16 protein-coding genes are annotated in these 23,140 nt (G+C 36.2%); 5 read left to right on the plus strand and 11 right to left on the minus strand.

Going from position 1 to position 23,140, the window contains the following annotated elements; genetic code table 11:
* Position 1 precedes the first annotated feature (1 nt).
* From G7051_RS13135 to G7051_RS13150, 4 genes are all read left to right on the plus strand, one after another.
* Positions 2-2,911, plus strand: coding sequence for a hypothetical protein (locus G7051_RS13135; protein ID WP_166200962.1), 2,910 nt, complete (start codon positions 2-4; stop codon positions 2,909-2,911).
* A 291-nt stretch (positions 2,912-3,202) separates the two neighbouring features.
* Entirely contained in the window at positions 3,203-3,865 is a 663-nt protein-coding gene (locus G7051_RS13140) for a hypothetical protein (protein WP_166200964.1), read from the plus strand.
* Between the two features lie 31 nt (positions 3,866-3,896).
* Entirely contained in the window at positions 3,897-4,400 is a 504-nt protein-coding gene (locus G7051_RS13145) for a hypothetical protein (RefSeq protein WP_166200966.1), read from the plus strand.
* A 2-nt stretch (positions 4,401-4,402) separates the two neighbouring features.
* Positions 4,403-7,297 carry a hypothetical protein gene (locus tag G7051_RS13150; protein ID WP_166200968.1) on the plus strand — a complete coding sequence of 965 codons (2,895 nt, stop codon included), beginning with the start codon at positions 4,403-4,405 and terminating at the stop codon, positions 7,295-7,297.
* 436 nt (positions 7,298-7,733) lie between these two features.
* On the opposite strand, the gene G7051_RS13155 is transcribed toward G7051_RS13150, so the two are convergent.
* From G7051_RS13155 to G7051_RS13205, 11 genes are all read right to left on the minus strand, one after another.
* Positions 7,734-8,681, minus strand: a complete 948-nt coding sequence (locus G7051_RS13155; RefSeq protein ID WP_166200971.1) for a hypothetical protein — start codon at positions 8,679-8,681, stop codon at positions 7,734-7,736.
* Positions 8,682-8,899: 218 nt separating this feature from the next.
* Positions 8,900-9,340: a hypothetical protein gene (locus G7051_RS13160; protein WP_166200973.1), complete on the minus strand. Its 441-nt coding sequence runs from the start codon at positions 9,338-9,340 to the stop codon at positions 8,900-8,902.
* A 457-nt stretch (positions 9,341-9,797) separates the two neighbouring features.
* A complete protein-coding gene (locus tag G7051_RS13165; protein ID WP_166200975.1) occupies positions 9,798-10,532 on the minus strand; it encodes a hypothetical protein in 735 nt (244 codons plus the stop codon).
* Complete coding sequence (locus G7051_RS13170; protein WP_166200977.1) at positions 10,529-10,801, minus strand: RHS repeat domain-containing protein; 273 nt, start codon at positions 10,799-10,801, stop codon at positions 10,529-10,531. Before G7051_RS13170 ends, G7051_RS13165 begins: the two co-directional genes overlap by 4 nt.
* Positions 10,802-11,095: 294 nt before the next feature.
* A complete protein-coding gene (locus tag G7051_RS13175; protein ID WP_166200979.1) occupies positions 11,096-14,647 on the minus strand; it encodes a DUF6443 domain-containing protein in 3,552 nt (1,183 codons plus the stop codon).
* Between the two features lie 6 nt (positions 14,648-14,653).
* Positions 14,654-15,607 (minus strand): hypothetical protein, encoded by a 954-nt coding sequence (locus tag G7051_RS18145; RefSeq protein WP_185154989.1) that lies wholly within the window; start codon positions 15,605-15,607, stop codon positions 14,654-14,656.
* Between the two features lie 11 nt (positions 15,608-15,618).
* Positions 15,619-19,053: a SpvB/TcaC N-terminal domain-containing protein gene (locus G7051_RS13185; RefSeq protein ID WP_166200981.1), complete on the minus strand. Its 3,435-nt coding sequence runs from the start codon at positions 19,051-19,053 to the stop codon at positions 15,619-15,621.
* A 16-nt stretch (positions 19,054-19,069) separates the two neighbouring features.
* Entirely contained in the window at positions 19,070-20,212 is a 1,143-nt protein-coding gene (locus G7051_RS13190) for a T9SS type A sorting domain-containing protein (RefSeq protein ID WP_166200983.1), read from the minus strand.
* Positions 20,213-20,237: 25 nt separating this feature from the next.
* On the minus strand, positions 20,238-21,266 hold the full coding sequence (locus G7051_RS13195; RefSeq protein ID WP_166200985.1) for a hypothetical protein: 1,029 nt from the start codon (positions 21,264-21,266) through the stop codon (positions 20,238-20,240).
* A gap of 755 nt (positions 21,267-22,021) precedes the next feature.
* Entirely contained in the window at positions 22,022-22,198 is a 177-nt protein-coding gene (locus G7051_RS18460; RefSeq protein ID WP_166202802.1) for a phosphodiester glycosidase family protein, read from the minus strand.
* 28 nt (positions 22,199-22,226) lie between these two features.
* On the minus strand, positions 22,227-22,451 hold the full coding sequence (locus G7051_RS13205) for a phosphodiester glycosidase family protein (RefSeq protein ID WP_166200987.1): 225 nt from the start codon (positions 22,449-22,451) through the stop codon (positions 22,227-22,229).
* 505 nt (positions 22,452-22,956) lie between these two features.
* Here G7051_RS13205 and G7051_RS13210 point away from each other — a divergent pair.
* On the plus strand, positions 22,957-23,130 hold the full coding sequence (locus tag G7051_RS13210) for a hypothetical protein (protein WP_166200989.1): 174 nt from the start codon (positions 22,957-22,959) through the stop codon (positions 23,128-23,130).
* Positions 23,131-23,140: the final 10 nt, after the last annotated feature.

A 23,140-nucleotide genomic window follows, 5' to 3' on the forward strand; every position in this document is an offset into this window, starting at 1 on the left:
AATGAAACAATTCTATTTAAGGATAACTTGTCTGTTGCTCCTTATATTTTCAATAGGCAGCATAGCAGCTCAGACTTGTTCTTCAATTTTTACGGTAAGTACAACATCCACTCCCTCTACTTGCCAGGCAAACGGAACAATAACCGTAACTCTTAATGGTGATTTAACCAATCTTACTAATGTACAATATGGATTGACTACTTCTGCCGGTGCCGCAGTTATCAATCCGCAGGAAAACAATGTTCTGACAAATATTCCAGCGGGTAGCTATACGGTTACTGTGCGTGCATTTTGTAAGGTCGATGAAAATTATAACGTTGTAAAAACAGTTGCCAATGTAATTGTAGGTGGTAACTATAAAGTACCTTCTGCCTCTTTCAATGCAGGTTCCTCTCGTAAATCATACAGTACTTGTAATACCGGTATTATCGCATTGAATGTGACTGATGGTAGTGGAACATTTACTTTTAACATCACTTCTGCACCTGCAGGTGTAGCCCTTGGTGAGGTGGTACCTACTAAGTCGGGAACCCTTTATACATTCCCTGCACAGGATTATCCTGCGGGTAATTATTCTGTACAGATTCAAGATGGTTGTTACACCTCTGTAGCTACTTTTACTTTGGGGCAGATCACAGGATTTCCTCCTATTGCTATTACTAATACTTCCTTTTATCCGACACTTATCGATGGAGACTGTAGTTCTCTAAAAGTTTATCCAGGAACTGTATCTAACAGTGATCCGGATTTTTATCGTTATTATACGGATGGAATGTATGAAATAGGTATCACTAAAGCAGGTGCTGCAATGCCCACCAATTGGTATTCATGGAAACCGGGTAGTGCCAGCCCTTATGTATTAGACTTATCTCCATATAGTCTCTCTGATTTCTATGCGTCTAATTCAATGGTAGTATATCTACGGGTAAAGGGATGTCCTAATTCTTATACCACTTCGTTGACAAATTTAAGGCAGCCATACGCAACTACAAGTTATACTCGTAGGTGTGATGATTATTTGTTTAGTTATAGACCTTGGACCGATTACGATGGTAATTTGTGTTATCCTCTTTCTGTTGTTATAACCCAAACAACAAATCCGGGTGCAGGTACTGTTATATACACAGGTTCTATACCGGCTGCCTCTGCTTCATCCTATAGTTCAATTGCTCTTCAATATGGTGTTGGTTATAATGTGGCGATAACTGATGCCGCCGGAAAAGCTCTGTCACCGCTAGCACCAAATACAAGCAGATCAAACATGTCTTTGTCGTACTCGGATGTGCCATGTAGTACTACTTATAATTTGACGTATAGTTCTTATGAACCGTGTTATCCTATTGATGTGACTATCACAGAGGTTGCTACAGGGACTGTTATATATACGAATAGGCTTACCTCTACATCGTCTGCAACTACTGCGTTGGAGTATGGTAAATCCTATCGCTTCGATGCAGTATATGTGGGAACTGACCCTTTGCGTTCGTATACTTATACGATACCTATCAGGAATGCCAATCAGCCTACTGCTTATACAATGTCGATTAATTCACCTAATTCTTGTATAGAAGACTATGGACAATTGTATATTTACTCAACCGGTGGAATTAATTTCCCCGCAGGTACTACTATGACTGTAACAGGTCCTGCGGGATATACGACACAAACGTATACAGCTACCTCCCAGTCGTATTACTATTATTTTCCGTCGACTACTTTGCCTGCGGGAACTTATACTTTGACTGTTAATAGTACTTGTCCTGGTGCTTTGCCAATAACGACAGTTGTAAATCTACCTGGAGCATATAGTGGGAGGAATCTGGCATATACTACCCAGAATACCTGTGAGGGTACGAAAGTTTTTCCTACAGGAACAATGACTTATCAGGGTAACAATACAACAACTTATTATCGTTTGACTAACGGTCCTGCCGGTTATGATCAAACAGTAATTGGTCCCGGAGGATCATTTACCTTATCTACCCCCGGAACTTACACTTTAGGTATTTTAAATACAAACAGTGCTACGGGGTGTGTTATCAATACAAAAACAATAGTTTACACAGCTCCTCCATTGGCATTGGATAATACAGGTACAAGTGCTTATACATGTGTGGACGATGTGACAGGAATTATTATTGTAAAAGGAACCAACGGAGTAGCCCCTTATACGTATCAGTTATGGGATGAGGCTAATACGACAAAATTGGTTGCGACAGACTTGGTGTCTTCAGATAGGGCGATTTTTAATTATGGAGATGCAGGAGCAACGTATACAGTCCGTGTTAAAGACCAGTGTGGTAATGAATTTAGCCAAAAGGTAACGCTAGCTAGGTTGAAGACTGCCCGTATTGTAAATGCTGATCCTAGTAGTATCTGTACAGGCGAAACAATTGTATTGAAGTGTACAACACTAGGTACTACAGCTTATACATGGACAGGTCCAAACGGATACACTTCTACTGCTCAAAATCCCACTATTCCCAATGCAACAGCTAATATGACCGGATGGTATAAGGTTTCGGTTATGCCCGAATTTTGCGGCGAAGCAGTAAAAGACAGTGCGTATGTTACTGTATATGCTCCGTTGACAGCAGGTACGGTTGCATTGCCACAGGCTGTATGCGTGCGTACTCCGGCAAATGCACTGAGTGGTGCAATAACTGGTGGTAGCGGCAATTATACCTATCAATGGCAAACAAGTCTTGATGGTTCGACTGCTTGGACAGATATATCCGGAGCTACTGCCGCTAATTATACGCCTCCCGTAAAGATTCAATCGGGTGCTAATTATTATCGTGTAGTAGTAACCGACAGATGTGGAACTGTTAATGGTAATCCAATAACAGTAAACAGCACTCCTTGTTATCTTCCGGTCAATCCGAATATCCGGTCAAGAGGCGAACGTTAAAATAGGCCTGAGTATGCAGATACTTTCTGCATCATGACATAATAGAAACCAAACAATGAGGGTGAAATACTATTTAGTATTTCACCCTCATTGTTTGGTTGAGTATAAATGCAAATATTTAAGAGGGATCTTTGTAATAGTTTTTGTAAAATAAATGATATTATGTATGAATTATCAATATTAACATATGGATAGCGGAAATAGTTGACTGTTATTTGTGTCTTTTTGTTTTATTTAGTTACTTTTGTATCTTGATTGGGATATTTTTTTAACTAACGACAACGACAACAAATGAAAAGGATTATTCTATTAATGCTGGGAATCTCTAGTATTGGTCTTGTACATGCACAAATAGGAGTCAATTCAACCGATCCTAAGGTGACATTGGATATTCATGCAGGTACTATTGACGCTACTACGGCAGAAGGCTTAACGGCCCCCCGGCTTACACTTGCACAATTGGCTGCAAAGGATGCCAAATACACTTCAGATCAAACCGGTACTATTGTTTATGTGACAAGCATGACGGGTACGGCAACAACAAAAACCCGAAATGTTATAGCCGCAGGTTATTATTATTTTGATGGAACTCTTTGGCAGGCTATGGCTCCAGATCCGGCTCTGAGATTTTTCTACATGCCGTCGATTGTACTGCCAACTAATACCTCAGATCCTTCTTACAATGCATCAACGCAGACATTCACTATCGATCTGTATCAGGCTTATTCTAATCAGTTCAAATTGACTAACTCCGCAAATACCTCAAAAAGCCCCGGAGCAACAGCATTACCCGTTTCTGCAAGCAATTCTCTGGAGTATTTTATTACTTATTACGATAATACGGTTTATCAAAATATTGCACTGACTAACACCGGCGTATTAACATATAAATTACCCGCAACATTTACCATTTCCGAAAAAACATTTATGAATATTGTCTTTAAGGTAAAGTAATAAGCATACTACAACTAAACAATAATTAATTATGAAAAAACTATTTCATATAGGTTTGTTATGCCTATGTGCTTTATCTGCATACTCGCAAAAGGTGCATCACGATAAGACAAGAGGGACATACTTTTTTCAAAAAGCAACCCTTACGGTTTATAACGCTAACTCTAGATCGGTGATTGATACCCGCACTATAAATGACCTTTCTACATTATCAAATGAAAAAGATGTATTCTTCGGAAGTGTGTTTCGGGAAGCGAACATAAATGACGGACAGCTAACGTCTTGTATGTTGTCCGACAGTATTAATTATATCGTAAAAGATTTAAACGAATTAATACCTGTCCCGATAGAAGCTTCTGCCAAAAAAACGGATCAAAGTATCCCAAAGCCTAATTATCCGGTACAACTAACACCTTATTCGTTTTCAATTGAAGGTAATACACTCACATTTATTACCGGTTTTTTATATGGAAATTCTCAATATAGTTTTCCTTTAGAAGGTAAATTAGTCCTTACCATGACCAAACAAAAATAATCATGAAACAGCTATACTATACTATCGTTTTTCTTTGCTTATTTATATTTTCGGTCGTAAATGTGACCGCCCAGACATGTTCGTCATCCTTCACGGTAAGTACAACATCCACTCCCTCTACTTGTCAGGCAAACGGAACAATAACCGTAACTCTTAATGGCGATGTAACCAATCTTTCCAATGTACAATACGGGCTGACTACTTCTACTGGTGCTGCGGTTATCAATCCGCAGGAAAGTAATGTGCTGACCAATATCCCTGCAGGTACCTACACCGTTAGTGTACGTGCTTTTTGTCAGGTAGATGCCAATTACAACGTTGTAAAAACGGTAAGTAATGTAGTTGTGGGAGGTAACTATAAAGTGCCTTCGGCTTCTTTTAATGCTGCGAGTTCACGTAAATCATACGATGTGTGTAACACGGGTATTATTGTATTGAACGTAACGGATGGCAGTGGAACTTTTACTTTTAATATTACATCTGCACCTGCCGGTGTAGCCACCGGTGTAATTACACCAACCAAGAGTGGAACAACATATACATTGCCCGGACAAAATTATCCTGCGGGAAACTATACTATCCAGATACAAGACGGTTGTTATACCTCAGTAGCTACTTTTACATTGGGGCAGGTAACCGGATATCCACCGCCCTATTATACGAACTCTACCGGATTTTATCCTATTTTAACGGATGGTGTTTGTAATCAGATTAAGCTTTATGCATCATCGGTTAGTAACTCCAATGCTGATTATTACCGCTATTATCAGGATGGGATGTATGAGATGGGGGCAGCAGCTGTTGGTAATATGCCTGCTGTATGGACTCCGTGGACATCTGCAAATCTTGTATCCGGTGCTTATTTAACATTAGATATATCTCCATCTACTTATTCTAATTTTTATACGGCTAACAGTTTATCCGTGTATACTCGTCTCAAAGGTTGTCCAACAGGCTATACTTTTTATAATAGTAATTTTTATAATCCGATTATGAATAATAGCTATATTAGTAGAGACTGTAATAATTACGTATATAAAGTATCTCCTTATTCGGTAGGTTATTATAATATGATCTGTTATCCGGCTACGGTTTCGGTAACCAAAACAGTCGGAGGAGCAGTAATATACAGTAATCCGAGTTGGTCATATGATGTGAATGGCATACCGGTTACTTTAGATTACGATACCAGTTATACAATAACTATAACCGGATCTAACGGAAAGGCTATAACATCTTCTGTAAATACAAATCGTAATATACTTTTTACTAATAATCTGATCGATTGTAGTACTTACAAGCTCCAATACGCCGTTCCGTCGGCTAATACTTGCTGGCCGGTTAATGTAACTATTAAAGATGCTACGGGCAAAGTTATCTGTACCGATGAGATTCTTAACTCTACCAGTTATCGTCCATCTTGTCCCTTGAATTACGGACAAACATATACTTTTACTGCTGTTTATGGCAATGGTTATACATATACTACTACTAAAAGTGTGGCATCAACTCTGCCTACAACGGTTAACTTCAGTCGTAGCTCCAGTAATGCATGTATTGAAGATAACGGGTATTTTTATACCAGTGTATCAAGTAATACACCTTGGCCTGCAGGTACTAAATTTACGATAACCGGTCCTGCCGGATATACTACTCAAACCTATACATCTACTAGTTCGGCTTGGTATTATTATTGGCCAACAGCAACGATTCCTGCCGGAAACTATACGCTGACAACCGATTATGGTTGTGGTACACCTGTGGTTACCCAACTTATACAAAGAGGTGTGTATAGTGGAAAGGCTTTGGCATATACCACCGAGAATACATGTGCTGGTATGAAGGTTACTCCCTCGGGATCCATGACTTACGAAAGTGCGAATATTACCACCTACTACCGTTTGACAAATGGACCGGCAGGTTACGACAAAACCGTAATCACTACCGGAGGCTCTTTTATCTTCTCAGCACCGGGAACTTATACGCTTGGTATTCTAAATACCAACAGTGCTACCGGATGTGTTATCAATACTAAAACGATTGTTTATACGGCTCCACCATTGGCATTGGACAATACAGGTACGAGTGCTTATGAATGTGTTGATAATGTGACCGGGATTATCCTCCTGAAAGCTATCAACGGAGTGGCACCTTACACCTATCAGTTATGGGATGAGGCTAATACAACTAAATTAGTTGCAACAGATTTGGTATCATCAGGTCAGGTGCATTTTAATTATGGAGAAGCTGAGCATACTTATACCGCACGTATTAAAGATCAGTGTGGTAATGAGTTCAGTCAAAAGGTAACTTTGGCTAAACTGAGTACAGCCCGTATTGTAAATGCTGATCCGAGCAGTGTCTGTACTGGTGAAACCATAGTATTGAAATGTACTACACTCGGTAATACTGCTTATAATTGGACAGGTCCTAACGGTTACACTTCTACTGCTCAAAATCCGACTATTCCCAATGCAACAGCAAGCATGTCGGGATGGTATAAGGTTTCGGTTATGCCCGAATTTTGCGGCGAAGCAGTGAAAGACAGTGCGTATGTTACCGTATATGCCCCGTTGACAGCAGGTACGGTTGCATTGCCACAGGCTGTATGCGTGCGTACTCCGGCAAATGCACTGAGTGGTGCAATAACAGGAGGTAGTGGTGCGTATACTTATCAATGGCAAACGAGTGCGAATGGTACAACAGGCTGGACAAATATCTCCGGAGCTACTGCCGCTAATTATATGCCTCCCGTAAAGATTCAATCGGGTGCTAATTATTATCGTGTAGTAGTAACCGACAGATGTGGAACTGTTAATGGTAATCCAATAACAGTAAACAGCACACCTTGTTATCTTCCGGTCAATCCGAGTATAAGATCAAAGTCTGAAAATTAAAGTATAATAAGGAAACCTTTTTTCATACTCATATTAATGAGTTCGTATTTTTAATTAAATAGTTTAAGAGGGTAGGATCTGCAGATCCTACCCTCTTTTAGGTATATAGTATTATGTAAATAATATTTTACTTTTTCCAATCTTGTTTTTGATCAGACTTGTAGCGCTTCATTTGTTCATTTATAGACTTATCGGCTTTCTTTTCTAGATCTGCAGGAATGATATACGTATTGCAATGAGTGATGCAGTAATTACAGTCGCGAACGCATTGTTCAGAGCAATCAGGATAATTGCATTCATCATAACCTAAAAGAGAGTTTACTACTACACAAGAACAAAAAGAGGTAGTAATAAATATAACTAAAAATGCGATCATCAGATTTTTCATATTTATTGTAACCCAGTTATAGTTTTAGTAATCTTAAGAATCTCAGGTTTAGTCTGCTTTTTCCTGAATAAGTGTATAGGTTCCGGTGGGTGTAATTTCTATCCATTTACCTTCTATGGTTTTCGTGTTCTTAGTTCGATTGTTAATAAGTGTCAGAAGATAAGATACTTTCCGTTTGCGATATTGAATTTCAAAATAGAAATGCGACTTGCCAATAGGTACATTGATTTTTGTCTCCACTTCTTCAAGTTGGGTTGGTCTTGTATCTGTACCGTAGCTGTATCTGCTTTTATCTCCGTTGTAGTAAATTTCGTTGTTATAAATGCCAGATGGAACTTTAACTTCCACTTTGCTTGTGTCATACCACGTGAAAGCATTTTTGTCGCTACTTTCGAAAAACGATTGCTTATTGAGATTTAAGAACGGAAAAGTTGACATTTCCATAGGGCTACCTATATCAAAGTTATATGATCTGCTCCCTTTGGTTGTATATATAGAGTCCGAATCGTCTTTTTGTATTGAATATTCTATTTTATCGAAAGTATATCCCTGCGATTTTTTTTGCAGGATAGTAATTTCTGTCAGCTCATTACCCGATTTCAAAACTATGGTAAAATTGAAATCTTCACCGGTATTATTTTCCTCTACTATTACTTTTAACTGTGATGGAGTGTTGCGTACAATTCGGAAACCTTTGTCCTTCCATATGCTTTCCACTTTTCCTAGTCCGGTTAATTCGAGTTTTGTATTTTTTGTGACTCTTCCATCGAGAGTGTAGACTTCACCAAATATATCCATATTGCCATTTTTATTTATAATATTGGCAATTTTGATATCCTCGATATTTAGCAAAATGTCGGCTTCGCCACCTTCTCCTTCCATTTCTATCGACCTTACCGATGGTTTTATAGTTGGTTCATCGTCATTACTACAGGCTGTAATTAGAAAAATACATAACAACAGGGCTATTACTTTGGGTTTGCGGTATTGATTCATGCTTTTAAAATATTATGAGTTATGGTTAATGTTTTATGTCTATAGTCGGTTATTATTACGTGTAATAACCGACTAAAATTATCGAAAACATAGTGATTATAGAATAATATTAGTATCTATTTTAAACTTTTATATAATCTAATGAAAATGACGATAAAGAAAACAGGTATAAAACGTAATAACCCTCGAATTTTATATCCGAGGGTTATTAGAAGATTTTAGTAGTATTTTCCCTTTTTGACCTGAAAATGATTCGTAATTTCAAAACTTAAATTTTGATTAGGAATCCATAACTGCCAATTAGTATCAAATTCATAAGTGTATGATAGAATACAAAAAATATTGAGACAAAAACCGTTAGTGAAATTAATGAATAAATCGTAAAAAGGAGTTATTGTTATAGAATCTACACCTTGCCCTTCCAGCATTCTAGTACTTTTAGCTATTAATCCTGTTACTGCTTGAATATCATCTGCAGATGTAGCTACCACTCTGTTTTTATTTTCTATTCGCCAAGCACACTCAATATATAATATAAATAAAGAATTCTCATTATTCAGCTCCATTTTAATAATAGAACCTGCAGTACCTCCACTTGTACTTTTGGTTACAGTAGATGACTTTATACTATTTAAATATTTTATTAACTCTTCTTTCATATATAAAATATTAGAGATAAAAGGCTCTAAACGCAACTTTTCAAAAAAGAATATAATAATATATTAGTCTATTATTAGTTGTATCGATCAATATATTTCTTATTTCTTTCTCTGTTTGTTCTCTTAAGAAAAACCCTTTAGCATTATGCAGATATTCAGAAACTTCCTCTCGATGTTTCGAAATATCTATTTCCGAACTGAAATTTGGACTATTAGAGTCTATACCGAACTCATTCCATTTTTTATTTTTTACCTTATTTTTAAGATCTTCTCTATATGTTTTTTTATATCAAATATAAGAAAAGCACAACCATCTCCCTTAAAGTTATCCCATTCCTCTATCCTATTATTGTAAGTTATTTTATTCTCCAAAGATAGTCCGCTATACTTTTCTATTTCATTCATATTATACTCCGTGCAACTAAAAAAGGTCAGAGTAAACAGTATGATGACGATTCTATTTAGATTTTCCATATCGTATATTAAAAGGTTTTGAAAAGCTAGGTGAAAAGAAATTGACAAGTCTAGTTTTTATTTCATTTTTAGGAGATCTAGTCCCAAAAGACTTTGAATCAAAATCATAATTATCAAATAAGCCAACAACACGTCCCTTTGGGTCGTAATATACCGTTGCTCGTCCAAAAACAAGTGCATATTCTTCACTCTCGTAGAAAGAAACTACTTTCCCTGTTATTTTATCACCTTTACTGTCTAAATCTGTTGGAACTGATTTATTTTCTTTCAGGTACATAAGAATACTTGCAAATCTTTGCCCTTTAATGTCTACATCTCCTTTTCCATTCCAGTAATTCCAAAACATATCTTTGCTAAACTGAGAACCAGCTTGAGATTGTATTTCTCCTCCGTATCCTCCAACTTTTTCTCCATAACTATCATTCCCAATCTCAAATACATCACCCGTCCCCATAATAGCATCTCCTTTTTTATTTGTTGAGAATTTTTGTTCAAGCATCATACTAATTGCAATCTCTTTAGTTGTATTAAGATATTTCGCTAAAGTTTCATCCGTATCTTTATCTTCAGCAACTAGATTTCCATTACCATCTTTCTTCCACATCCCCGTAGGGGCGGTAAATCTCATCGGATTATTAGTTACATACACATAGGGTGACCAGTTGTAGAACTTCTTACTGAGTGGGTCTATCGTCGGAAACCCCCAATAATCCTTCATTCTACCGAGTAATCATACCAGTTTAAGCCTGCCCTATCATCCAACTCTTTGTTGTTGTATTTATAGGGCTGCTTTTCCTGATTGGTACTCTCTGCAAAACTCATTCCGAATGGATAATAATGGTTGCTTTGCACCACCGATGCCACTGCATCAATCATCAAACGGTTATTACCCAAATGGTCACGTATGTAAAAATAGTAATTTCCGCTAGGCTTGTTCTTAATGACTCCTTTGAGAGTTATTATAATATTTTCCTCTAATAGAATCAACTATATATATATATCTGGATTGTAGATTAATATATTTGACAGAAGGAGTTAAATGGATAGATTTTACACGCTTCTGGGGATTTGAGCTAATATATATAATATCAATATTGAGTGTGTCGTTACTTAAATAAGTCTTATATTCTCCAATGACCATAGATGAACTAATCAGCGAGATATCTATTGAATCCTGATAATTCCTTGATAAACTAATGAAAGATAAATATTCATCTTTAAATTTATGATCTTGGCAAGACACTATACTTAGTAAAAGTAATATTAAAATTATTTCTTTTTTCATTTCTTTTTTGTAGGTAAGAATACAGGAATTCTTGAACTAATATCTTTATATAAAGTTGTCGGGTATCTAACCCAAGACGATGGGTATAAATCATTCCCGGTAATAGTATTCCATAAGGAAACTGCATAATCTGTACAATTTTGAAAATTTCCCCATTTTGTATTATCTGTCGATATACTATTACCTTTATTATCTTTATTCAGATTAAACATATCTATTAGCAAACGTTGTTTATTTGTTATGGGCATACTCATATATGTAAAAGCCTCAGGATTCCCTTCGTATTTATATGCAAGTTCTTTCTCGTAATTCACTTGAAAAGTTTTCCCTTGATTTAAGCCATCTGCTACAATCCCTTTTTTAAAAGTACCAAAAGTTGTAACAGATCCGTTATTTCCATTCAATTTAATCCAACTGTGTCCCAATGATGCTCCAGAGAATTGAGCAGCAGAGAGGTTGTCCGTGACATATTGTAGGTTACCATATACATACAGGGATAGATCTCCCCAGTTGTCATTTTGGTCTGTTATATTATCCGTAGCAGTAAGCCATTTTTGTACCTCTTCCCATTCTGCTCTTTCACCATCATCATTTACATAGTAGCCCCCTTTCTCTCCTTCTTCTTCATTAGCGTAAACATATCTGTATGCCATCCCTGTCGGGTCAATAAACTTCATCGGATTATTTGCGGCGTATACATAAGGAGAGATACTATAATATTTTTCCGCCAATGGATCCACCGTCGTAAACCTGCTATATGCCGGATCATAATACCTAGCACTATAATCATACAGATTAAGCCCATGAATCTGATCCAACTCCTTGCCATTATACTTATACGGCTGCTTACCCTGCTCGGTCGTAGTCCCCTCGGCAAACGCCATTCCGAAAGGATAAAACTGATTACTCTGAATAGCACCGGCAGAAGCATTAGCCACTACACGGTTATTACCCAGATGATCCTTGATGTAAAAATAATAAGAATTTCCCTCAATATACCCATTATCAGTCAATATCATCTTTAAAACACCATCCTCATATATTTTGTTGCCTACATAATCAGTCGTATTTTTCGGATTTAATCCATCTTTCTCAGGAGTTGTGCCCAATAACGGCGTAGCAAAACCTTTGGGGTCATAACGGCGTATTACTTTCAGTTTAGTTCCAGTTGCAGTATAAGTGTAATAGTTCTTGGCTTTGACTTCATCATTATTTATAACCATTTCCACAGGTAAGTTTAATGCATTATAGGAGATTCCATCACGTAGATTTGTTCCCTCTCTGGATACAATCCCCTTATTGAGGTCTTTAGTCATCGCCCCGTTCCTGTTAAAAGTATATTCAGCCGTAGTAACCTTACTGTACTCCTTGAAGTCAGCCGAAGCCGAAAGACTAACACTAGCACCCGTATCAGCAATATATAACAACTGGTTACCCGTATAACCGAAAGTCAGATCGTCAATTACCCCATACGTATCCTGACCTGTCAGCCCGTCCCTTTTGATCGATGTGATATTACCCATCTTATCATAAGTCAAGTTTTCTGCAAACTTCTCCTTTGGTACAGCCGTGTTTGAATACGTCGCCGATTTCATTCTTGACAGGTTATCATAGGCAAAGGTATAGGTACGGTTTTTTCCATCCTGTAACCAGTTTTGGGTAGCTATATTACCATTGAGGTTGTAGGTAAGCTTTTCTATGAAATGGTTATTTGTGATACTGTTGGTCCACGATCGGATATTATAGGCATAGGTGTTTTTTAAGTTCGGCTGATTATTAGCTGTTGTGGTGTTTAATCTACCTAATTCGTCATATGTATTTTGGGCAAGCAGGACTTCTGATCCTGTGTTAAGCTTATGTTTTGTGCTGGTTAGCCGTCCTGCATGGTCATAAGCATACATATAGAGTTCAGTCTGCGTTGTTTTTCCACTAGCCATATGCACATGCATTTTCTGAGTAGGGCTTCCGGCAAAGGTATAGGCGATGTATTCTTTCTCTATTCCTCCCGGCAGGTGGTTGTTGGATTTGGTCTGGATAACTTGTCCTTTGTAATCATAATACATAACGCTGTAGATACCACTTGCCGAACCATCCAGTAGTGCTGTCCAGCTACCGGTCAATAAGCCTTTGTGTCCTCCGGTGTATTGTACTCCATATCCGGCGATAGTTTCGGGTTTAAAGTGAGTATCCGTAATGGCTGGAATGCCATTTAATCCCATAAACTCGTAACTGTCATAATAATTCGCAGTTAAAACAGAGAAGGTAGATGGAGTAGCGCCACTAATAGTATAGCCTTTAAATGTATTTGTTGCTTTCGCCCAAGTGGCATTAACTACAATATTATCAAGTGAACCTATGGTTATAGCTGTTTCTGTTGTTGCAGTTCCGATTTTCATCTTGGTACAGATACCACTTAATCTAGCTCTTCCCAATGCATCGGGAAGGGAAAATAGCCATTCTCCTTTAGTTCGTTGCTCTCCGTCTTGTGTGAAGATCAGGCGGTCGGCTTTGTCATATACATAGTAGATCCACTCGGCTCCGGGCAGTTTTTTCTGAGTACAACGATTACGCCCGTCATAGATATACTGATATCCGTACAAGTTCAGATCCGCCGCAGTCGCCGCCACCGGAGGAAGAACAAAAGTCAGGTTCCCGAAATCATCATACACATAATAAGTATCATATTTTTCGGTTCCTTCCATTTGTCGGGTAAGCACAACCTGTCCAAGCTTGTCTTTGAACTCATAAGAAATATTGCCAGCCTCATCTCCCATTTGAGTAACATAAAGCTGTCCGTCAGGGTAATTACTGCCTTTTATGAGGGTAGGAGCATCTTTAGTACCACCTACAGTATACATTACACAAGGATAAGTACTGTTATTGGTCAGATAGCCGATAGTAACAGGATTATTTTTCCAAGCATCTCCCGGTCCATATTGTTTTACGATTCGATTTAAGGGCGATGCTTCATATTTAGGCTCACTGAAAGCACGGCTGTCCTTATATTCAGTATTAGCTCGAGTTATAATATCTGCAGGATTACGATATTCGCCGGTACTCACACTGCTGTTTAAAGGCAGCCAGGTTCTGCTTTCTCTTCCAAAAGCATCATACTCTTGTAGATGAAGCATATCTTTTTTAGAGGGAGTTGCTCCCAGATTGATGGTCTGTACGGGACGACCCAGTCCATCGAAGTATTGGATCTGAGTTAATACATCTACATCCCCCTCAATACTGCGGTCAACAGTTATCGCTTTATCACTAAAAGTAACCGACTTGGTTTGCCCTAGAGGTGTTAAAGTGACGACATAGTTCTGATTGGCGGAAATGTTGGTACTAGATGACTGAGCACTACATGCTGCAGTATTGATACGAAGTGCCATGCTGCTTCCAGTAGCGGCTTTAAATGAAAAGCCGGGTTTTAGGCTGAAGCCTTTGCAGGCCTCTTTTGTTCCTGCCGGTTGGGCGGTATTATAGGTGATAATATCTTGAGCCTGCAGTCCCATAGAGGAACAAAATACCCATATATATAGTAATCGTTTCTTCATTATCTTTTAGTTTTTGCCGGTAGAAAGTTGTGATTGAAGGTCTTCTATGAGTTTACCTTGATATTGGTTTTCTTTTTTCAGGTCAATGACGTACAGGGTTAGCTCTTCGATCTTCTGAAGGAGTTTGATCTGGAATTCATTCATATTGAGTCCTTCTTCCTGCATTTGTTTTTCGGAAGGAATTTCGGGTAGGTGCTTGTTTTCTTGCACAAATTGTTCTACTTCGCTTAGCGATTTTAAGTTGTAAGAATCATGAAAGACATGGTCTGCACCGGTTAATACCTGAACTTTTACTTCTGTAGCTGAAATTACACCTCGAACATCCAGTTTTGCCTGTGGATTATCAGTCCCGATACCGATGTCTCCTGTAGCATTAATAATTAATCTGGGTTTACCTCCGGTGAATAACTTAATTCCTCCCAGCCCACTTTGCCACAATGTAGGCCCCCCCGGATTCCATGAGTCATAAATCCATTTCATAGAATAATAGCCCATCTTTTTTTGATCATAATCAAAATTGTCGTTGTAAACGTATGTAATTTCCCCATTCGATAATTTTATATTTCCTCCGGCATTAATATTCTGCGATACATTTAAATCTCCTTCTATAGATTGGTTTCCTTTATTATGTAACACTTTCGCCCAGATTCCATCTCCTAATTCATTGGTACTGCGGATGTACATGACTGGAGGCTGGTTGGATCTGTTTATTTCGAAAAGCATTTGCCCTCCCCAATAGTAGGGTTTGTCCCCTGTATTTTTATTGCCTGTATGTGCAATATTAATACCCCAATAATAATCTGAATTTTTATTGGGGAGATTAGGTGTTTGGGATGTAATGCTTTCATAAAACCCGGATAGTCTCATGTTATTCCAGTTATTTACAGGTACTGTATTTAGAGTCTGTGCCTTAATCAAGAAAGGCATGAGGATAGTTAATAGAATTATATATTGTTTCATAACTGTTTATTTTACTGATTTTGATAGTGGTACTCGTTTACTTGTATAATTTTCTTGACTCCATTTTCTATAATGTAGGTTTCTTTTAATCGTCCAAATGTATCATAATTATAATAAGTGGTCACTCCCCTGGGATCTGTAGTAGTCAACGTTCCTACCAATGGTTTGTAGGTGTAGGTAGAGACTAATGCATTGGGTAATGCATTCTGTAAACTTCCGTCTTTGAGTTTCGCTTCAGTGGGGGTTGCCTGTTTTGAAAGGGCATCAATGCTTGTTACTGAAAATAAGGATTTAACAATGTTTTCTATTTCAGCATAAGTATAACTCATAATATTAATCTCAGCTATAGGGTATTGCCCGTTGTAAGACCATAGATAAACTATTTTTGTAGCATCGTCTTTAGTGATATATAAAGGATTACCATAGCTGTCGTAATTAAGGTAAGTTATACGAACTTCCAGAGACTGATCTTTTGCTGTATTTGTTTTTACATTAGATATTCTGGGAATAGGGCCAAACAAACTATAATCATTAACGATATGCCTAAGTTTTCCATTATTCTCTTTTTTAATTTCAAGAATATCAGATACTTTGTTGAAATTTTTCAGTTTAGTATTTATATCGGAAGATATATCTACTGGGTATAAATAGGTGATTTTTTGTTTGTGACCATTACTATTATAACTTTCTTGACTCTTGATTTCTTTATTTATCTGATTATATTCATAGTCTGTAACTGTTTCAGTAATGTTGTTACCATTTATTTCCTGTTCTACTTTCTTTGTTAGCTTTGTCCATTGCGGATTAATCACCGGATATAGATAAGCGGATAAAGGTGAAGTCGTAGACTCAGCCTCTGACTGACATATGAAATTTATGTTAATAGGAGATTGAATGTTTGAACCTCCACTAGGAGTCACAAGTCCCCATAGAATTGGTTCATCACTTGTTTCATACTTATAATTGACTTGTTTAATTATAGAGTAGTTATTATCCTCCTTTTTAAAATGTCTTTCCTCCAATAATGATCCGTTTTGGATATAGCTAAAAGATAAATTAGAAGATCCTGTTGGTGCATAATCAAAAGGTAACGAGAAGTTTGAAGGGAGTTTTTCGTATCCTTTCCCCCTAAATGAATAGTCTAAGTGTTTATCGGCTTTAACTTCGTATTTATAAACACTAAGCCCTTTATTGTCTGAACCATTTCCTTCATAAATAGTAACAATTTCATAACCCACAGGTGTCTTATGACTTCTTAATCCCGAAGAAGAAATAAAAACATCTCTGGTATTTTCGGTAAAATCAATATTCCAATATCTGGGGTAATTTGTAGTTAGTACCGAATTATTTATATCATACGAATATGTTTTTGTACCTACAATTTGATTATTACTTGTTGATGTAATTTTACTTATTCTTAAGCCTCCGGCATATGATACAGGATTATTAGTTATATATGATTCAGGGCCTGTCATCCAAGTGAGCTCAAGATAAAAACTGTTTAGATATGACCTTAAATCTCCGGAAACTTCCAGTTCATAATTTCCCGGAGCCATTATAATATTAGGTATAGTAAGAGTTATCTCGTTTTTAGTCCGATCGTTGTTCGAATTATTATTAAACGTATAAAAATATTTATTGTCATTAGAACTGTGAATAACTTGTCCTGTAGTCGTATTTGTTACTTTTACAATAAATTGTACGCCTAAAGGTAATTCATCTCTACTAACAGTATTAAATATAATACGTTGTGCTAATGATGCTGTTACAGTTCCATTTATAGTGCAGTCTGCTTGAGAAATCGAAAAATACTGCTTACTAAATGGACCATATGCAGGGCCTCGATTATTGGGAGTAGCAATAATACTGACATTTTTTTTAGTAAATAGATAGTTTACTCTCAGAGGATCTCCGTCAAATATTGCAGTATTATATCGATTCGATTCAAAGTCAAAATTAGTTTTACCTCCAGTTGGATAAGTTATTTCGTTTAGTATAAACGCTTGGCTATAGCTTGGGTCTACCTCTCTATCTGCGGGATAATATGAGAGTCCACCTTCAATACTTTCAACAGAGCGTAATGGGTTTTTAAACTGTTGATTGGGTATTAAATGAGAATTTGGTTTTCCATTATAATATCCCCAATGATCTCTACCTGTCGATAACTTTGTCGGTAATGACTTCTCATTGTATTTAAACTGATAAGTTTCTTTTTTATCTCCTCCTACAAAATCAACTCCAGTCAATTTTAGTCTGAATTTATTCCAATCATCTGAAATTGCTTTGTAAAACGGATGGTTACCCCAATCTCCAATGATTTCTTTTATTCTTCCTATAGTTATAACCTCATTCCCGGAAGTATTTGCTTGGAAATAGTCATAATTAAAACCTACCTGTTTTATAATCTCATTACTCTGAGAATTTTTCACAGTTAGACTTTGTAACCTAGCTTCATAAGGTTGGTCTTTACGATCGTATCGATAATCAAAAGAGATAATTCCATTAGGAAATGTGATATTTGTCAAAGTAACAATGTCATAAAAGCTTGCATTATTATATGGCTGTGAAGTCTCCAAATAAGGTGTATTTGAGCCTTTTGCTCCATATTGCTGACTAATTCCTGATAAGGAAAACGAATATGTTTTTTGAACATCATATTGGAAGTTTATTCGATTTCCATTGATCGTTCTTATTTCTGATAAATACCAGGTTGATATTTGCTTTGATTGAGCTTGAGAAATGTTTTGTGCCTGATGGTATTCCCTTTGATTAAATATATAGGCTGTACCATCGGGAGTGGTGATTTCCCAGTTTAAACCATCTTTGTCTGTTCCTGTTTTTGAGGTTATTACTAAATTATCTGAGGATTGTTTGTAGACCAGACCATCATGTGTTAGAGAGAATGAACCCGAGTATCCATTAAAGCTATAGTTAAATATATCTGGTGCTAAATCGTGCTTCTTTGGTCCAAATATCATCTCAAGTAATGAACCTGATGGGCCTGTAAAGTTCCATGAACAACCATGTATAACCGGATATTTTACTTGTCCTTCATGCATTTTATAATCCCATAGCTGACTATTTAAGTAAGGATAACGGCGGTAATCTCCAAAATCATCCCCACCGTTTATTGTTCTACTTATAAGCCCTCCTGTATTTAATACCCAACCTAATCCTGTTCTACCGGCATCTTCATCTACTTTTATACCGGAAGCATTGTATGACAAGGATATCGGTAAGGTGATATCTTGTAACTGAATTTGGTAAATGGGTATACTTATATCCGGTATACCTGTAAAATTAGAAACAGGGAAGTCTCCGTATTTTAAAAATGTTTGAGCATTGGGAGATGGAGGAATCACATCAGGCATTTTAGCATCGGTTGTTTGTGCCAAAAAAACTCTGGTGATAAATAATAATATTGCAGTAATCAGTATTTTTCTCATATTGTTTTTTTGTCTTTTACCTTTTAATAAACTTATCACTAGTTATTTTCTCATTTGCTTGAATTCTTAAGATATAGGTCCCTTTAGCAAGGTTACTACAATCAATATACTGTATATGTAACCCTTTATCTTGTTTGCTTATTGGTAGATTCTTAATAAGCTTCCCCTCCATCGAATATATCGTCACATTAACAGTTGTTGAAGTTTCTAAATAATATTCCAAAGTCAATTGTGATTCTACCGGATTGGGATAGAAATTGTAAGATAATTTAATTTCTGTTTCTGGGTTCGTTATCGGATTATCTATCTCCTTGTTATGATCTAAATTCCAAAGACTGTCTAAAACTGCTAAATTATCCTTATCATCATCCAGATACAAATGCTCTTGGGGAGGAAAAAAGAAAGCGGTTTGATACTCCTGAGTATTTAGAGTATCCGTTGTATTGATAGCCCTGATTGTTTCAAAAATAGGATAACGGTATCCTTTGGAATACCATTTATAAGACTCCACCACCATTTCCAAAGAGTCATTCAGGGCAGGGTTAATACTTCGTATGATCTCTGAAATAGTCTGAACAGTCTTAATACGCAATACATGGCTCAAAGTATCTCCTGTGGGTAGGATAATGGCTCCATAGGCATCTGCTTGAGTAGTAATACTGCCTTTCGTATCGAAAGGTATTTTACCTGAATAGATTCCTTCGGATTGATAGCTGTTTGTTTGGCTCTGTTTATAATTAGTAGGATATGTAGCAGCCACTACAGATTGTGTATAATGCAACAAATTCGTAGGATTCTCATGTCCTAATAACAGAAGTTGATTTCCTTTTAACTGATAGTAGTACATGGTATTGTGTTCTGTACCGATGATCAGTGAATTCTTATCTATATCCCTGTTTTGTATCGTATCATATCCCATTACATAATATGCACTTTCCTGTAATACCGGAGAGCTATAAACCAGCGAATATTCATCATTGACCGATTTAAGTTTACCAAAGTCCCAGATAACATTGTCTCCTTCCCTGCCGGGATCTTTGTAGTCGACCTGTTGTTTAATGAGTTCATCACCAGACCGGAGTCCGTTATGCTGTAGATTGATCTGTCCAAATGAGAGTAGTGGACAGAAGATCAAAATCAAAAGGGGTAAAGCTTTCATATAGTTGTTATTTATTGTTTCGCTGTTATTGTTTTTCGGACAAAGCCGTTTGAAGTGTTTCTAATTTTTGTTCCAGTTCCAGACTCTTCTTTTCCTGTTGAATAACATATAGGGTTAATTCTTCGATCTTTTGAAGAAGCTTAGCTTGCATTTCACCGATGTTTATACCTTCTTCTTTGACTTCGGCTTCTGATGGAATATTGGGTAAATGGTTATGTTCTTTTATATGAGTTTCCACTTCTTTTAATGAAGGTAGTTTGTAATCTGTGTCGAATACGAAGTCAAACCAACCGGTAAGATCTACTTCTATATTCTGAGCGTGAATAGTTCCTGCTACATCCAGAAGTTTTTTAGGGTTACTGGTTCCTATGCCGACATTCCCTTTTTCTATATAATGGTTTCCATTTCCTCTGATCATTAAACTCCCTGAACGATTTACGTCTTCATTAATTATTGTAGATACAGAAAAATCCGGAATATTTACGGGAGATGGATTTTCGTTGATTTGAATCTGGCCAAATGTTGTTAATGCAGTAACCTTTGTATGCATATAAGTAAGTCTAACTTTGTAATGGCTATAGTTTCTTATATCGAGATATACAGGAATGGCTTTATTGGTATATCCTCCCTCTTGTGTTGCTAAGTTATAGGATGTACCTAATGTTATTTTAGCATTATGATTTATACCTTGGGAGTCGATTAATTTAACTTCCGGATTCCCTTGTCCACCTTGTGCATATCCAATCTCAACGGAGTACTTTTCATATCCTGTTGAATAGTTAATATTAAATAACTCTACAATTATCACTCCTCCCGGCTGCCAGTGATAAGAGTTGTAACCAACTGCTGCAATTTCAAATCTTCTGGCTTGTGTTCCATTAGCAAAGAAGCTACCAATAACACTGGTTTGTATCCCATTCTGGTTAGTATGGGTTTGACAAAAAGTGGGTATACTAAATAGAGTCAGGAATACCAGGAGTATTCTTTTCGAAAAAGTAGATTGTATTTTTCTGACAATAGAGTTTGTTGCTCTGGATAAGAGGTTTTTCTTCATAGATATAAATTAATAATAGTTGAGAATGATTTATTAATTTTGTTTTTTGTTTTGTGAATTATCGATTCTCTTATTGTATCTTCTTGATTTAATATAGATTGTTAAAGATTGTCAACTATAAACTATCATAAAATAGAGGTATATAAAAGAAGAAATTAGTCCTTTTTATATCTTTATAAGAAAAAGTGAGATTGTATTATTGTGTTTCTTCATAAGGTTTTTTTATCGTATTTCTAAACAAAAATAAACATATTTTTCATTTAAACAACATAGTTAATGTTATTAATAATAATTTTTATATGAAGATTATTTGAGTAAAGCTTTAGTCAAATTTGAACCAAAATAGGAGGTAAATGTCGAATGCTAGATACTATTTTTCTATAAAGTTTAGTCTCTAACTTTTGTCCTTATAGCAAACCTTAATAAAAAAAGCACCTGCAATATTGTATGTAAGTGTTTTATAACCAATTATTGTGTAGTACGATTCGAACGCGCAACCACATGCCCCCTAGACGTGAATATTATACTTATATTTATATTTATCTATTTATATTCGTGTAATTTATCAGCAACAATAAAAATACTAGTTTACGGTAATTAATTAATCAAAGACAAAGAAATGTTAGTCTTAACTGTTAGTTCGTTAGTGTTTTAAAATAAATATGGTATCCCAGGCTAGTCTTAATTTACATATATAATAGATGAAAGCTTACGCTCTCCCTCATGATCAAACATTTTATTATCAGATGGCATATTTACAACTTTACCCCTTCTGAATTATCAGTGTGTCTGCCATCAAATACGATGAATATAACATTCCCGTCTTTAGTAATAGCAACACAGGAACGGGGATGCTTATTATTAACAAAAGGATCATCTTCCAGTTGTACAATCTGGTTCTTATCAATTAATAATGGGCCGCTTACAAGAATATTATTGTATTAAGAATGGCTAATACTATCATTTTTCCAAGCCTTTATTCCATTCTATAATATTAACTATTGTTTCATTGGCACAAAAAGCACCCTTTGCTCGTATTCTGAACTCAGATTCATCCGTTCTATTTATTGTCTTTCCATTCATTCTATGAAAATTCACATCACCACCATTCTTCATATCAAAATAGGTTCCATTGATAGCTGCTATGGCATCTAAATACCGAGCTTGGTCACTTGTTGTTATCAATTGATTATTAGCAGGACTATATTGGACAAAATTAATAATATCTTCTCGTTCTGTATCTCCCTACTTGATTACGTTTTTGTGAATATAAATTCATTATCTATTAACCTGATTAGATAATATCCGTAACATATTGTCATGTTCTTTGCAGCGTTAAAAAAAAGAACTATGAATGCACTTTTATTTATTTTATTAAATCTGATAAATCCTCTAACCGAAAGTAAAGTACATGAATGCAATACATATAAAATAGTTTTTTTCCATTTTGAAGGAAGAACCTCGGTTTGCAATTATTGGCGGCCCATTTAATAAATTTGTTTGAAGTAAATAACATTTTTCCAGTTTAATTATTATATTTGTTCACAGTGAGATTTATTACCGATAAAATAAGATGTTTTTTATAAGACTAAAATAATTAACCAATAATTCTATTACTAATAAGCATTTCTGCCCTTCCTTTTATCATGAACTTCGGTTTATATGTAATCCTTTAATTATCACAAAAGAAATGACAGTATTATTAGCACAAAATAATGTATATGTAGATTTAAATCTAAAATTTAACCATTTAGATTTGGTCAATTATGCTAAAATATTAGAGAGAGAGAGAGAGAGAGAGAGAGAGAGAGAGAGAGAGAGAGAGAGAGAGAGAGAGAGAGAGAGAGAGAGAGCTATAAAATAAACTATTCTTT

Source organism: Dysgonomonas sp. HDW5B (assembly GCF_011299335.1).
Lineage (GTDB): Bacteria > Bacteroidota > Bacteroidia > Bacteroidales > Dysgonomonadaceae > Dysgonomonas_A.